Source organism: Roseateles sp. GW835-FHT13E02 (assembly GCF_058794035.1).
The window spans coordinates 268000-281339 of record NZ_JBXAGJ010000004.1 but is presented as its reverse complement, the minus strand read 5'-3'; the positions used below and the strand labels follow the sequence as shown (position 1 = coordinate 281339).

The following is a 13340-nucleotide window of genomic DNA, read 5'->3' as shown; positions in this document are numbered from 1 at the left end:
TGCAGTGCCTTCGAAGCGGCTCTGCATAACTGGTCGCTCGAGCCGATCGCCTGCGGCTCCGGCTCAGCTTCAACGTTGTGCAGCAAGCTAGGCCGCGCATGAAGATCCGTTTTCGGTTCGGCGATCGCCGCGATCTCGAGGATCAAGTTTCGTTGCGCGCGTTCGAGTCGGGTGGCCGGCGAAGGTGGCCAGCTTCAGGTTGCCGTGATGTTGCCTGCTTGGGCGCGGCCGCTTGGCTTCCTTTTCGTCTTTCGCCGTCAACGGGCAGGCGGACAAAGCGCTTGGCGCCTCGGGCCTTCGCCCCGTGGGTACCGCTTCGGTATGCTCTTGGGCAGTTCCACGGCAGTGCCTTCGAAGTGGCTCTGCACAACCTGTCATTCGAGCGGACCGCCTTCGGCGTCCGCTCACTTTCACGTTGTGCAGCAAGCTAGGCCGCGCATGAAGATTCGATTTCGGATCGGCGATCGCCGCGATCTCGCGGATCAAATTTCGTTGCGCGTGTTCGAGTCGGGCGGCCGGCGAACGAGGCCAGCTTCCGGCCGCAGTGATCTTGCCTGCCTTGCCTCCGCCGCTTGTTCGCCGCTTCTTGGATCGCCGCCAGAGGGCAGGCGGACAAGGCGCTTGGCGCCTCGGGCGTTCGCCCTGTGGGTACCGCTTCGGTATGCTCTCGGGCAGTTCCACGGCAGTGCCTCCGAAGTGGCTCTGCACAACCTGTCATTCGAGCGGACCGCCTTCGGCGTCCGCTCACTTTCACGTTAGCCCGCCCAATGACTTACGTCCTTCGCAAAGATGGAGGCCAAGACTCAACAGAGTCCTTTGTTTCATCCTGGCGTCGTTACCAGGAGCACCTTGCGTCCATCTCAGATCAACTACCTCCGTCCGCCCGCGAATTCGCTCTTGCTGAATGGCACCACAATTACAAAGATCCCCGTGCCCCTCACGATGCTTGGCTTGAATCATTGGTCGTTTATGAGACAGCCTCTGGTACTTGTCACGAGAATCGGCAGTCGCATATCAAAGTGCGCCTCCTCGGGGCGTACCACAACGGTCACATCGAAATCGAATACTTGAACGTAAAGCGTTACTCCATTGGGTGCGAGTTTCCCGCCCACGGCGATTGGGACCAGGATGAAATTCGACTGTCTGAAGCTGGTGCAGTCATCCACGAAATTGAAATCGGCGGCACCAGTTGGTTAATCGAGTGTGAGGATATTCGCTATGTTTGGCTACCTGCGGGCTAACCTCTCATTCCACCGGACCTGTCGCGGCAAGCCGCGCCAGTCCGGTGAATTCACACGTTAGACCGCATCCATATGCCAGCCGTCCTTCGAGCGATCCGGGCCGACATCACGACGCTGCCTGTCGATGCAATCGTCAATGCAGCGAACTCATCTCTGCTTGGCGGCGGTGGAGTTGATGGCGCGATTCATCGCGCTGCGGGACCCGACTTGGTACACGAATGCCGTTTGCTTGGTGGCTGCAAGACTGGCGATGCCAAACTCACTAGGGGCTACAGGCTTAGGGCGAACCACATCATTCACACGGTTGGTCCGGTCTGGCGCGGCGGCGGCAATGGGGAGTCTGATCTCCTGGCCTCCTGCTACCGACGCTCCCTTGAGGTGGCTCGTTCGGCAGGTGCGGTTTCGCTAGCTTTCCCGAGTATCAGCACGGGCATCTATGGTTATCCAATAGAGCTTGCTGCGCGCGTGGCAGTCAATACAGTTTTGGCTGTGTTGCCAGCATCGCCCCAGGTGCAGGAAGTTGTTTTCTGCTGTTTTTCCGGAGAGGACCTGGCCATCTACGAAGGTGCGCTGAATGAATCCGCGGTCTAACCTGTCGCTCAACCGGAGCCGCAACGGCATGCCGCCTTCGGGCCTCATTTCATTCTGGCCCTTCGGCGTCCTGCCGTCTCGGGCCAGTTAGCTTCAACGTTAGACCTTGGGTAACCAGAATGCTTTGCTCGAAGTGTGGGAAAGAACATCCACTGGAGGAAATGGAGCTCACTTTCCAGCGTCCAGACGACGCGGCGAGCCTTTCTCCTGACGAGCGCCAAGCGTTCCTTCAAGAGAACAATGAACTGTGCATCATTAAGGGAGAACGGTTCTTCATTCGAGCAATTCTTCCGTTGCCGGTTGAGTCTCGTGCAGAACCGTACTGCATAGGGTTGTGGGTGGAAGTAGCCCAATCCGACTTTGAACGTGTGTACGAGCTGTGGGAGTCAGAAGATCAGCTTTCCGAGCCACCAATTCCCGCAGTCGTAGCAAATGCGATCCCAATCACTGCCGGAGCCTTGGGACATTCAGCGGAGCTTCGGCTGGCAGGGCCAGCGTTTCGCCCTGATGTGATTCTTAAGCCGAGCAATCATCCAATCTACATTGAGCAAAGTGCCGGAATTGATGTTCATCGAGTTGCTGAATACACGGCCTTGTTCGCGTAGCCTGGGTCTAACCCTTCCATCGAGAGGGACGTCCAAGGGCTAGCGCCCTTGGCCGCCCCTCATGTCAAACGTTATGACTCACGACTTTCGTAGGGCCGAGCTTGCCGCGCTAGAGATGTTCAGCGAGGCGCTGCGATCGTGGCGTTGGGCTGATGAGGATCAGCCAGGCTCTGCGCGGCTCATGCCGTTGTTTGAGCGACTTGCGGATCGTGCTGAATATGTGGCTTTCAAACGGACCGAGGCAGGTGGGTATTTGGCTGAAGTGGCCGAGGCATTGGATCAAGGGCTGAACGACGATTGGATGCCAGACCACTTGTTTGGCCTGCGGCTGACGCAAGCCAAAAAGTTCCTACGAAGCCTCGCGGATGCGCTGGAGCATGGGGATTTTTCATCCTCAATTCCGTCCCTCAGGGCTCGCTACTCGGAGTTGCGCAATGAGTCATAACCTGTCATTGGAGCGGACCGCCTTCGGCGTCCGCTCACTTTCACGTTATGCAGCAAGCTAAACAACGGTTGAAGGTCCGTTCTAGGTCGGGCGTTCGCCTCGGCCACGCGGAACAAGCTGCCGTGATCCTCTCGGAGTCGGGCTGTAGTCGATCCGGACCAGCTTCCGTCCGCCGTGATCTTGCCGGTCTTGGCCCGGATGCTCGTACTCTCTTCTTGGTCTGCCACCGACCCGCAGAAGAACAAAGCGCTTGCCGCCTCAGCCGATCGCCACATGGGTACAGCTTCGGTATGCTGTCGGCCACTTCCACTGCAGTGCCTTCGAAGCGGCTCTGCATAACTGGTCGCTCGAGCCGATCGCCTGCGGCTCCAGCTCAGCTTCAACGTTAGCCATCTGATTCAAAGATGAGAGTTGCGCCACCGTCAAGTTCAGCGAAGACTCGAGTGATCTTCATTGGTGCGCTGTTCGTTGGCCTTGCCATTGCCTATTTGGCGGCTACCGCAGCGCTTTCCGATGCGTACAAGGCTGCAGCCTCAGAGATATTCCAATCCCCTGCAGTTGCGGCCCATGTTGGGAAACCAAGTCGCCTACTGCTTCTAGGATCCAGACAAAAGCTGACTGCGTACATCTCGTGCGCCGAGTTGACCTTCCTCGTCAGTGGCGAAAATGGGCTCGGCGCAGTTCAGGTCAATCTTCATCGACCTCCTCGGAGCACGGTATGGTCGGCGTATGAGGTTGTCCCTGGCTGGCTCCGGCACGGCGAGAAGTCTTGCAGCGGTCAGCTGGCTAACCTGTCGTTCGAGCCGACTCGCAACGGCTGGGCACTCCAGGCCCCCATTTCATTCTGGGCCTTCCGTGCCTAGCCGCCGCTCGCGGCTCAACTTCGACGTTAAACCGCAGAGCCCGGGCCTTTAGAAAATCGACGATGAGTACCGATCACAACAACGAGCCTGTCGACGCAAAGCGGAAACGGAGCGCTCTTCGGCTGGTCGCAAACCTAGCCTGGCTTCTCGCGGCGGGTTCCATCATGGCTCCGAGTTTGCTTGATCTCTCTTCCGCAGGCAGAGGTGCCGCGAACGTTCTCTTCGGATTGGCTTTCTTTGTCTTCCTCCTATGCGCGATTGCAGGGTTTGCTCGCGCAGCCAAGCATCTTCGAACTCGGGGAAAGACTGTTTTATCCAAAGATCCCACACACCCGAGTGAAAACTCATGAAGAAGGTGCGCACCAGTCTGCGGTTTAACCTTTCGCTCCAGCGGACGGCTTCGCCACCCGCTGAGCTTTCACGTTGAACACTATGAGTGCGGCACTGCCAGTCGTGTTGAGTCGGTTCGAGCGCTACAGCATGCCGGCTGCGGAGGAAAAGCTTTCTGACCTCCTTGGCCTAGCATGGGATCAGCAAATGCAAGACTGGGATTTGACCAACGCCAATCCTGAGCTGCTTCCATCGCTGTTTGTTCTCTTGCAGCAGCAAGAACTGTCTGACGACGAAGCGTTCTCTGCCATGGCTCTGACAGTCGCATCAGTAGACGACTTGTTTATGGCTGATGGGTTCGCACAGCGCGAATGGGCGCAGCTTGAAAAGCTGCTTCTCAATGCTCCAGAACTTCACGCCTCCACGATCTGGTATTGGGCTGGCCCCGCTCTCAGAAACGAAGAGCCGTTTCCAGTTTCGTTGGCTATGGCTGGGCTTTGGCGGAGAGTAGAGCCCAGCTTGATGTCCAACCCTTCGCTGCAGCGGACGGCTACGCCGTCCGCTGAGCTTTGACGTTAAGCCTCACACCCCACCTTATCGCCGCTCCATGCCGCAGGAAGCAAAACCTCAGCCGCTCCAAGCAAGGCGTGCAACGTTGGCAGTGCGTTGGCTGTTCTCTGGGGAGTGGCGTCCGGCCTTGCTTGTTGGGCTGGTCTTTGTGGCCTACATGCTCGCGCAGGTCGGTAGCATCAACGGACAGGATGTCGAATCGAGGTTGGTCACCGTCGTAGCTTGCTTTCTCATCTTCGGAGTCTTCCTTGGAGTTGTCTTCGTCACGGAGATCAAAGAAGTTCCTGAGGCAATTGCAACCCGAAGGTGCGTCCTCACGGGATGCATTGCTTGCTGTTCCATTGCGGTCATTGTCGGCCTAAGCCTCGCCGGCATCGCCCTCGGGGCGCTTGTTGGTGCCGTTCTTGGCTACACCGCACCTTGGTGGTCGCAGGGCGTATGACAATGAGGCTTAACCAATCGCTCAACCGGACCCGCAACCGCATGCCGCCTTCGGGCCTCATTTCATTCTGGCCCTGCGGCGTCCTGCCGTCGCGGGCCGGTTAGCTCAAACGTTGGGCGTCATGACCAGCACTCGATATACCCTTGGCCGCTTGATCAAATCCCTGGCAACAGTTCTGGTGGTTGGGTGCGCTTCGGAAACTCTGGAGGTCAACTACGACAGCTATGCCGTTGCGGTTGAAGCTGGGTCATTGCAGAGAGGCTGGCTGCCCTTGTGGCTACCTGCCGCGTCTACGCGAATCTTTGAGCAGCACAATCTGGACACGAACGCCCGCATGTGGGCTGCAGATGTGCCAGTTGGCACAGAGGTAGTTCTGCCACCAACGTGCGCGTCAGTCAGTGCGCAGGGACTTCCAAGACAACCGTTCGAACGCCATTGGTGGCCGGAGGGTGTTCCTCATGGCGGCGTGCCGGGGCAAGATTTCATCTACTTCAAGTGTGGTGCGGAGTATGTTGGATTGGCTGCAGCAGGCGGAAAGCTTGTCGGGTGGGCCGCCGCGCAATGACGCCCAACCATTTGCTTAACCGGACACGCGACGGCACGCTGCCTGCGGGCCTCACTTCCTTCTGGCCCTCCGGCGCCCTCCCGTCGCGGGCCGGTTAGCGTTAACGTAGAGCGACTGCTTTGCCGCATCGGTATTCGCAGTTCGAAGGTCAGCTTTTTAGCGGTAGGTGTTCGCGGTCTGGCCTGAAGCGAATGACAGGAGACAGCCTGGTACCAAGGTTCGACGAACTTCAGCTTTGGGCACTTTGCTGACGGCCCGCTCAGCAATCCGAAGGACAGCAATCGCTGCGGAGCCGCCTTTCATCGTGGCTCAAGGGGCGCCGGGGAGGATTCATTTCAGACAGGATCCAGGTCGAATCGGCCGGCGATGTTGCTTCGACGGACTTTATTTGGATCGACGTAGCGAGGCCCCCAGATTTCAGGGTTTCCGACGGACATTCCAGTGCGACGCCCATGTAGAAAAATCAACAACTTACAAGCGCCAATCTCGACGGACTTTATTTGTTGGAGTCAGTTCTTGTAAAGAAGCAAAGCCTGTCACTGCTGAATCAAGTCGGTCGGGGCTTGGTGAAGAAGAGGCCGAAAGGCCTCTTCTTCTTATGGGCAGGTCAACGATTGAGTGAATGAATGAGTGTGTGTGCGAGCGTGCGAAAAAGGCATCAGGTGCTGTGGAGCGCAGCGCGTGCACCTGCTCGCTTGCTTGCCAACCATTCGGTGGGCGCCAGACCCGTCTTGAGGACAAAAGCCCGGGTCAGCGCAGAGGCGCTGCCGTAGCCCACCTCGTCTGCGATGTTCTTGACCTGTCGGCCCTTGCAGAGGAGGTTCTGTGCCAGTCCAATGCGCCAGCTCGCGAGGTAGTCGCCCGGTGATTGCCCGATGATCTGAGTGAACTGCGCTGCAAAGCGTGCGCGCGACATGCCGGCCACGATGGCCAGCTGCTCCAGCGTCCAGGGTCTTGCCGCGTCGGTGTGCATGGCGTGCAAGGCCCGGGCCAGGCGAGGATCGGCCAAGCCGCCGAGTACGCCGGCTTTCAAGTGCCCTTGCTTCAGCACCTCCCTCAGCAGATGGATGAGCACCAGCTCGCTCAAGCGGTCGACGGCGGCCGCTCGCCCCTGGCGTTCGGCGAAGGCTTCGTCAAACAGCAGCTGCAGGCTCATTTGCAAGCCAGGGTGGTCCTCCAAGGGCACGGCCAACATGGCGGGCAGCTCTGCCATCAGCTGCTGACCCAGCGCCGCACCGCAGACCACCGATGCGCAGATCAGATCGGGCCCGTCGACCTCGGGCGCGCGCAGACGGTGCGGCGTGGCGCGCGGAAAAAAGAGGGCTGCCGGAGCGCTCACGGTTTGTACCGAGCCGTCGGGCAGAAGGACATCGAGCTGCCCCTTTCGCATCACATGCAAATGGCCCACACCCTGTCCGTCATCGAAGTTCGCGACGCCGCAGAGTTGCCCTGAGAAGAACACACGCGTTCTCAGCTCGAAGCGTGTCAACAAGGTATCGATTTCGTCTGACATGGAGGCTTGCATCTGTGCCGGGGAGATGCCGCATCATCGACGGCATGAGCCATTGGCACCAAGCGCATCCATAGCAAGAGCTCATTGCGTGGCGCGGAACAATCGCTTGGACAGCATGGCGTCGACGGACAGTGCTCCGGCACCCCGGGCCAGGATCAAAGCCTGCAGGCACAACCAGCTGAGGTGCGTGGGCCACGCGTCCGGGTAGACCAGGAACTGGATCACCAGGGTCATGACGAGCAGACCCATGGATGCATAACGTGTGGCCAGACCCAGGAACAACAGGATCGGCAGCGCATGTTCGGCCAGCGCGGCCAGCAAAGCAGCCTGCCCAGGTTCCACCCAAGGCAGCTGGTACTCCTCCGCGAACAAGGCCACGGCCGAGTCGCTCAGGGTGAACCAACCGTCGACCTTGGTTCGCCCGGAGCGCCAGAAGATGCTCGCGAGCGCCAGGCGAGCTGCCAGCAGGAGGACGGTGTTAGAGAAGAGGCGTCCGGCCCCGTGAATCAGGGCTTGGTGCGCATGCGAGAGCGTGGGAAGGCGTACGTTCACGATGGGTTCCTTGTGGGGGGATGCTAGGTGTCATGAAAGTCGCGGGTGGGAGCGGGAGGCTCAGCCGCTTGATTCCGTCAGGGGCATGGGTGCTTAGGGCATCAGCAGGGCGCCCTTGTCCAGCAAGGGGCTCAGCGCCGCCTGCAGATCGAAGGGATGGTCTGGCGATGCCTTGCTGCTGGCATGAGCCGCGGCATCGGCAAGGCATTGCCCGGAGGCCAGCGCTTCCAGCAGATGCAAGCTCGCCAGCGGAACCTCGTGCACCCAGACATGGTCTTCAGGCCGGGTCACCAGCACGCCGGTGAGCTCTTGGGGCTTGATTTCGATCTCGGTGCGCCCGGCGCGTGCCTCGCGCCAGAGCTCGACCAGTGCATATCCAGGCGCAGGCTTCCAATGGGTCGACGGTGCCACCTTCAGTTGCAGGCCTGGCAAGGCATCGGCTGGAAGCGTGGCCAAGCGAGTCGCGGTCAGCGGGAGGTGGTCGCCTGCTGCGTGGGCGCGCATGCACATCCAGTCGACCCAGGCCAGATCGCTGGTGTAACGGGCCAGTTGTGCGTGTTCCAGCGCGGCCAAGAACTCGGGGAAGCCATCGCCGTACAGAAACAAGCGGCGTTCTTGAGGCGGGTGGGCACGCGCGAATGCGGTCGCCGCCGGCCAGAACCAGGGACCGCCCAACCATTGGGCGACGCTGAGGAAGTTGGCTTCCAGGGCCTCGATGGCCGCGCGCAAACCGGTGTTGGCATACACCGCGGTGGCCGCTGGCGCCGGGGCCAGCCCGGCTTCGACGTCGGTTCCGGCGAGCAAATGCCAGCCATCGATGCTGGTCAAGAACTGGGTGTAAAAGCTCGAAGGGCTAGGGAAGCTCTGCATAAATCGGGGCGAGACCGTGGAGTGCGGATCGGGATGGGCTGCAAGGCGCAGCTGGAAGCCAATAGCCGTAGCTATTGGCGAGAGGTGCAAGGCGGCAGACCGCCCGAGGCCGCGCTGGCAGGGGCCGGCCTGATGGATGCAGAGCTTCCCTAGTCATGGGCGAAGCTCCAGGCTGGAGTGGCAGCCTGCACCCGCTCGCGCTCTTGCCAGAGCACCGAGAACTCAGGCACGTCTGCGTCCCACTCCAGCAGCGTGGGGCGCGGACCGATGCGTTGGCACAAGGCGGCGTACAGAGCCAGCACCTCCTCAGAAACGGGGCGATCGTGGGCATCGATCAGCAACCGGGGGCCGAGTTCGGGGTCCTCGCTGTGCCCCGCGAGGTGGATCTCGCTGATGGCCTCGATGTCAATCTCTGCCAGCCAGTCGCTGGCGTGCTGCTGGATGTTGGCGGCGCTGACGTGGAGGTTGTTCACATCGACCAGCAAGCTGCAGGCCGTGCGTCGCACCACCTCGTTCAGGAACTGCGCTTCGCTGAACTCGTGGCCCTCCAGGCTCAGGTAGTGACTGGGGTTCTCCAGCGCCAGGCGCATGCCTGTCAGCTGTTGCACCTGGTCGACATGGGCGACAACCCGTTCCAGCAAGGCGCGGGTGCGCAGTGCCGGCAGCAAATCAGGCACATAGCGTGTTCCGAGGCGAGACCAGGCCAGGTGCTCAGACAGCCGGACCGGTTTGATCCGGTCGATCAGATGTCGAAGGCGGCGCAGGTGCTGCAGATCCAAGGGCTCCGGCCCGGCCAGGGAAAGCGAAACACCGTGGAGCGCCACCGGGTGGCGCTCGGCCAGCGCTGCCAGCATGCGCGGGCGCGGCCCGCCGTCGGCCATGTAGTTCTCGGGGTGGACCTCGAACCACAGGCCTTGGGCTTGCGCCTGCATGGCTTGCTGAAAATGCTGAGGCTTGAAGCTCAGCCCGATACTTGGCTGCACGATGGCGCTCTCTCTTGCGGCGAAACAGGGGCTAGATCGGGGTGACCCGCGTGATTCGCGTGATCGCCGTGATCGGCGTGAGCGATCCCTGGCCTTTCGGGGTTTTTGTGGTGACGCAGGTACCGACGGGCACCTTCTTCCAGGCGTTGCCTTGGTAGTCCACCTTGGAGGTCCCGGCGCAACTGGTGCCAGGGCCAGCGGCGCAGTCGTTCTGCCCGGCCAGCGAGATGCCGTAGCACTTTTCCATGGCAGGCTTGCTGCTGCTCGGCTTGCTCTCTGCGGCTTTGGCTGCGCCCTGTACAGCCGCAGCCAAAGCCAGGGCTGTGATCACATGTCGTCGAGTGCTCATGATGTGTAGGGAGTCGGTTGGGGAGAGGGAAGGAAGGACGCGCCGGGCTCAAGTCAGCGCGCCCCCGCTTCAGGATCAAGCCAGGGACTTGGGGGTCTTGACCTTGATCGAGGGCCAGTTCGCATCGGCCTTCTTGTTGTTGCCCGGGACGTCTTCCAGCCACTTCTTTTGAACGTCCTTGTTGACGTTCAAGTGCAGCTTGCCGTCCACCAGCTTCCAGGCTGCCGGGTCGCCGTCCAGCTTCTTCTCCAGAGCCACACCCATGGCGCAGAAGCCACCGTAGGCCGGTTCGTACTTGTCCGGGTTGGCATTGAAAGCATCGCGGTTGGCGGCGCTGGCGAACAGATAGGTCACGCCCTTGTGCTTGGCCGAGAACTCAGCCTTGCCCGCCGTCGGCGCGCCCACGGTGTGATAGGCCACAGGATCATGGCCACGCAGGCCAACACCCTTGCTGTCGACATTCACGACAGCGGCAGAGTTCTCGTCATAGGCGAAGGCCGCAGACGGGGCGAGGCCGGCCGTCAGCGCGGCAGCGGCGGCGATGGAAATCAGGGAAACACGGAAATAGCTCTTGGACATGATGTGCCTTTCTTGGGCGGATTGGTTGGTGGTTATGAATGACTCGGCTCAGGCCAACCCCTGAGTGCAAGCTGAAGTTCTGAAGTTGCTCGGCGTGCAGCGATGAAAGTCGCCGTTACTTCGGGTGTCACAGCAGCTGGGGCAGGGCTTCTTGCGTTCGCATGTCCTGGCCCGACTGCATGGACTGAACTTTAGGAATCGAAGCGCTTGCTGAGGTGACTGCGCGTCTCGTTCGCTGTCCCATTCGTCTCGGGCGGCCGAAAAGGCGTTCACTGCGCCTTGCGCGGCGCAAGAGGTGAACGGGTTTCGCCTGGGGCCAGGCCGCACATCCGTGGCCATCGCCGTGATCTCCCATCCCATCTCACCTCATTCCGCCTATCAGAGGCTGCCGAAGCAAGCCCAGCAGGCCTGCAGCAGGGCGGCCATTCTTCCGCGCGCCGTAACAGCCCATTGCCGTGCAAGTGATTTCTGAAGTGAGGCTCGATCCCTAGAGTTCAGTCCCAGGCCTGCAGCACACCGCAGGACCTGAATCACTCTGAATCCAACCCACCAAGGAACCCCATGAAAGCAGCCATCATCATCTTGTCCGACCCGAAGAACGGCGGCGAAGACGCGCTCGGTCGCATGTTCAACGGCCTGGCCGCCGCCTATGACTTCAAGCAGCGCGGCACGGACGTGTCCATCTACTTCCAAGGCGCAGGCACCCGCTGGCCCGGTGTGATCAGCCAGGCCGACCATCCCGTGCATGCCCTGTTCAAGGCGGTGGAAAACGAGATCGCCGGCGTGTCCTGCGGTTGCGCCGATGTGTTCGGCTCGCGTGAAGAGGCGGTGAAGAGCGGCTTTGACCTGATCACCGACAACAGCGTGCCCGGCACCTCCGGCCTGCCCAGCCTGGGCAAGCTGGTGGCCGACGGCTTCACCGTCTTCACGTTCTGAAGCAAGGCAAAGGGAGACGACCATGACCTATGCATTCCATGAAGGCGAGCGTGCCGTGCAAGCACGCGCCGGAGAGTCTGCGATCGCAGTGCGCAATGCCGGTGTGATCACCGACACGGTGATCGCCGGCGCCCGCCCCTTCATCGAAAAGCAAGTCATGGTCGCCACCGCGACCCGAACGGATCGGGGCCAGGTCTGGGCTTCGCTGCTCTTCGGGCCACCTGGCTTTCTGCGCAGCCCCGAAGGGCGCAGCATCGAGATCGCGTTGGCGCGCGCGCGGCGCCTGGCCGACGACCCCTTCTGGCAGGAGCTGGGCCTCGGCTCGCAGGCCGGCCTCTTGTTCATTGAGCTCTCGACCCGGCGCCGCTACCGCGTGAACGGCCATGTCGAGCATGTCGATGGGCAGCATGTACGTGTGGCCATCGATGAGGCCTACCCCAATTGCCCCAAGTACATCCAGCGACGCCATCCGCAAGGCGTCGTTGATGAAGCATCTCCTGCGCAGCCTGCGAGCGTGCAACGCGGCCAGGTCCTCGATGAAGCCAGTGCTGCACTGCTCGATGCGGCAGACACGCTCTTCATCGCCAGCGGCGCACCGGGCGGCTCGCTCGATGCCTCGCACCGTGGCGGCCCCAATGGCTTCATTGAGCGCCTCAGCGCACGACGCTTGCGCGTGCCCGACTATGCCGGCAACAGCATGTTCAACACCCTGGGCAATCTCGCTCTGGATCCGGCCTGCGGACTGGTGATTCCGGACTTCGCCAATGGCCGCCTCCTGCATCTGACGGGCCGCGCCGAACTGCTCTGGGATCAGGCAGATCCGAAGGGTCTCACCGGGGGCACCGGTCGTTTTTGGGAATTCGAGATCGAGGCCTGGTTGCTGCGCGAGCAAGCCATGGCTCTGAGCTGGGAATTCCTGGACGCTTCGCCCTTCAACCCCAAGGTCACTGCATGAAACTGATCGTCCACCAATTGCAGCGTCACGGCACGGACGTGCTTGAAATCCGCTTGCGTCATCCGCAGGGTCAGGTCTTGCCTCCGTGGTCCGCTGGCGCACATCTTCGGCTGCAACTGCCGATTTCCGACGGCCAGTGGCTGGAGCGCCATTACTCCCTCCTCGGCACGGAGGGCGCGGCCGAGGAGTACCGCATTGCGGTGCTGCTCGACCCGGCCTCGCGGGGCGGCTCGCGCTGGATCCATGAACAACTGGCGGCAGGGCAAGCCCTCGATGTGGACGGCCCCTTCGACAGCTTTCCCTTGCAAGCCGAGCAGGGCCGGACCGTGCTGGTGGCCGGCGGCATTGGCATCACGCCCATGCATGCCATGGCCCACGCCTTGAATGCAGCCGGCCAGCCCTTTGAGCTGCACTATCTGGCGCGCAGCGAGGGCCGGCTGGTGCTGCTCGACGAGCTGCGGGCGCTGTCCCACGCGCAACTTCATTTGCACGTGGGTGCGAACCCTCCGGCGCTGGAGGCGCTGCTGGGTACTTTCAGCGCTGGCGCCAGCCTGCACGCCTGCGGTCCGGTGCCTCTGCTGAATGCGCTGCGTGAACGCGCTGCAGAGTTGGGCTGGCCAGGCGCCGCCTTGCACTTCGAGAGCTTTGGCGCCCGATCGCAGCCAGGCGACCGGCCGATTCGCGTGCATCTCGCACAAAGTGGCATCGCAGTCGAGGTTCAGCCGGGCACCAGCATCCTCGATGCCTTGATTGCCGCGGACGCCTTCGTGGCCTACGACTGCAAGCGCGGTGAGTGCGGGCAATGCCACAGCCGCGTGCTGGAGGGCAGCCCGCTGCACCGTGACGTCTGCCTGAGCCCCGCGCAACGCGCCGAGGGCCTGTGCACCTGCGTAGGTTGGGCCAGCAGTGAAAGCCTGACTCTGGATCTTTGACGCGTGCGCCTGAGCCCGC

At 61.5% G+C, this 13340-nt stretch carries 16 protein-coding genes; 10 read left to right on the top strand and 6 right to left on the bottom strand.

What is annotated here, in order from left to right; all coding sequences use genetic code 11:
* Window positions 1-767 precede the first annotated feature (767 nt).
* The 7 genes from AC1Q6P_RS06175 (at window position 768) to AC1Q6P_RS06145 (ending at window position 5652) form a co-directional block, all read left to right on the top strand.
* On the top strand, window positions 768-1241 hold the full coding sequence (locus AC1Q6P_RS06175; RefSeq protein ID WP_171828618.1) for a hypothetical protein: 474 nt from the start codon (window positions 768-770) through the stop codon (window positions 1239-1241).
* Window positions 1242-1313: 72 nt separating this feature from the next.
* Window positions 1314-1832: an O-acetyl-ADP-ribose deacetylase gene (locus tag AC1Q6P_RS06170; protein WP_492665819.1), complete on the top strand. Its 519-nt coding sequence runs from the start codon at window positions 1314-1316 to the stop codon at window positions 1830-1832.
* A gap of 119 nt (window positions 1833-1951) precedes the next feature.
* On the top strand, window positions 1952-2437 hold the full coding sequence (locus tag AC1Q6P_RS06165) for a DUF2199 domain-containing protein (protein WP_492665818.1): 486 nt from the start codon (window positions 1952-1954) through the stop codon (window positions 2435-2437).
* Between the two features lie 61 nt (window positions 2438-2498).
* A complete protein-coding gene (locus tag AC1Q6P_RS06160; RefSeq protein WP_492703100.1) occupies window positions 2499-2882 on the top strand; it encodes a hypothetical protein in 384 nt (127 codons plus the stop codon).
* Between the two features lie 1295 nt (window positions 2883-4177).
* Window positions 4178-4648, top strand: coding sequence for a hypothetical protein (locus tag AC1Q6P_RS06155; RefSeq protein WP_492665816.1), 471 nt, complete (start codon window positions 4178-4180; stop codon window positions 4646-4648).
* Between the two features lie 34 nt (window positions 4649-4682).
* Window positions 4683-5087 (top strand): hypothetical protein, encoded by a 405-nt coding sequence (locus AC1Q6P_RS06150; protein WP_492665815.1) that lies wholly within the window; start codon window positions 4683-4685, stop codon window positions 5085-5087.
* A 121-nt stretch (window positions 5088-5208) separates the two neighbouring features.
* Window positions 5209-5652, top strand: coding sequence for a YbbD-related protein (locus AC1Q6P_RS06145; RefSeq protein ID WP_492665814.1), 444 nt, complete (start codon window positions 5209-5211; stop codon window positions 5650-5652).
* 658 nt (window positions 5653-6310) lie between these two features.
* On the opposite strand, the gene AC1Q6P_RS06140 is transcribed toward AC1Q6P_RS06145, so the two are convergent.
* The 6 genes from AC1Q6P_RS06140 to AC1Q6P_RS06115 all read right to left on the bottom strand — a co-directional run bounded on the left by AC1Q6P_RS06140 (window position 6311) and on the right by AC1Q6P_RS06115 (window position 10498).
* Complete coding sequence (locus AC1Q6P_RS06140) at window positions 6311-7165, bottom strand: cupin domain-containing protein (RefSeq protein WP_492665813.1); 855 nt, start codon at window positions 7163-7165, stop codon at window positions 6311-6313.
* A gap of 81 nt (window positions 7166-7246) precedes the next feature.
* Complete coding sequence (locus AC1Q6P_RS06135; RefSeq protein WP_492665812.1) at window positions 7247-7717, bottom strand: DoxX family protein; 471 nt, start codon at window positions 7715-7717, stop codon at window positions 7247-7249.
* A gap of 93 nt (window positions 7718-7810) precedes the next feature.
* A complete protein-coding gene (locus tag AC1Q6P_RS06130) occupies window positions 7811-8587 on the bottom strand; it encodes an HvfC/BufC family peptide modification chaperone (protein ID WP_492703098.1) in 777 nt (258 codons plus the stop codon).
* Between the two features lie 149 nt (window positions 8588-8736).
* Window positions 8737-9570, bottom strand: coding sequence for an MNIO family bufferin maturase (gene bufB / locus AC1Q6P_RS06125; protein ID WP_492665810.1), 834 nt, complete (start codon window positions 9568-9570; stop codon window positions 8737-8739).
* A 31-nt stretch (window positions 9571-9601) separates the two neighbouring features.
* Window positions 9602-9919: a BufA1 family periplasmic bufferin-type metallophore gene (locus AC1Q6P_RS06120; protein WP_492665809.1), complete on the bottom strand. Its 318-nt coding sequence runs from the start codon at window positions 9917-9919 to the stop codon at window positions 9602-9604.
* Window positions 9920-9994: 75 nt separating this feature from the next.
* Complete coding sequence (locus AC1Q6P_RS06115; protein ID WP_492665808.1) at window positions 9995-10498, bottom strand: YHS domain-containing (seleno)protein; 504 nt, start codon at window positions 10496-10498, stop codon at window positions 9995-9997.
* A 561-nt stretch (window positions 10499-11059) separates the two neighbouring features.
* Between AC1Q6P_RS06115 and AC1Q6P_RS06110 the strand changes: the two genes are divergently transcribed.
* Genes AC1Q6P_RS06110 through AC1Q6P_RS06100 form a run of 3 tightly spaced genes read left to right on the top strand, consistent with a single transcriptional unit; the run spans window position 11060 to window position 13321 of the window.
* Window positions 11060-11434, top strand: coding sequence for a DsrE family protein (locus AC1Q6P_RS06110; protein ID WP_492665807.1), 375 nt, complete (start codon window positions 11060-11062; stop codon window positions 11432-11434).
* 22 nt (window positions 11435-11456) lie between these two features.
* The gene (locus AC1Q6P_RS06105) at window positions 11457-12389 is read left to right on the top strand and encodes a pyridoxamine 5'-phosphate oxidase family protein (RefSeq protein WP_492665806.1); all 933 of its coding nucleotides are present in this window, start codon (window positions 11457-11459) and stop codon (window positions 12387-12389) included.
* Window positions 12386-13321: a PDR/VanB family oxidoreductase gene (locus AC1Q6P_RS06100; protein WP_492665805.1), complete on the top strand. Its 936-nt coding sequence runs from the start codon at window positions 12386-12388 to the stop codon at window positions 13319-13321. The genes AC1Q6P_RS06105 and AC1Q6P_RS06100 overlap by 4 nt, the downstream gene beginning before the upstream one ends.
* Window positions 13322-13340: the final 19 nt, after the last annotated feature.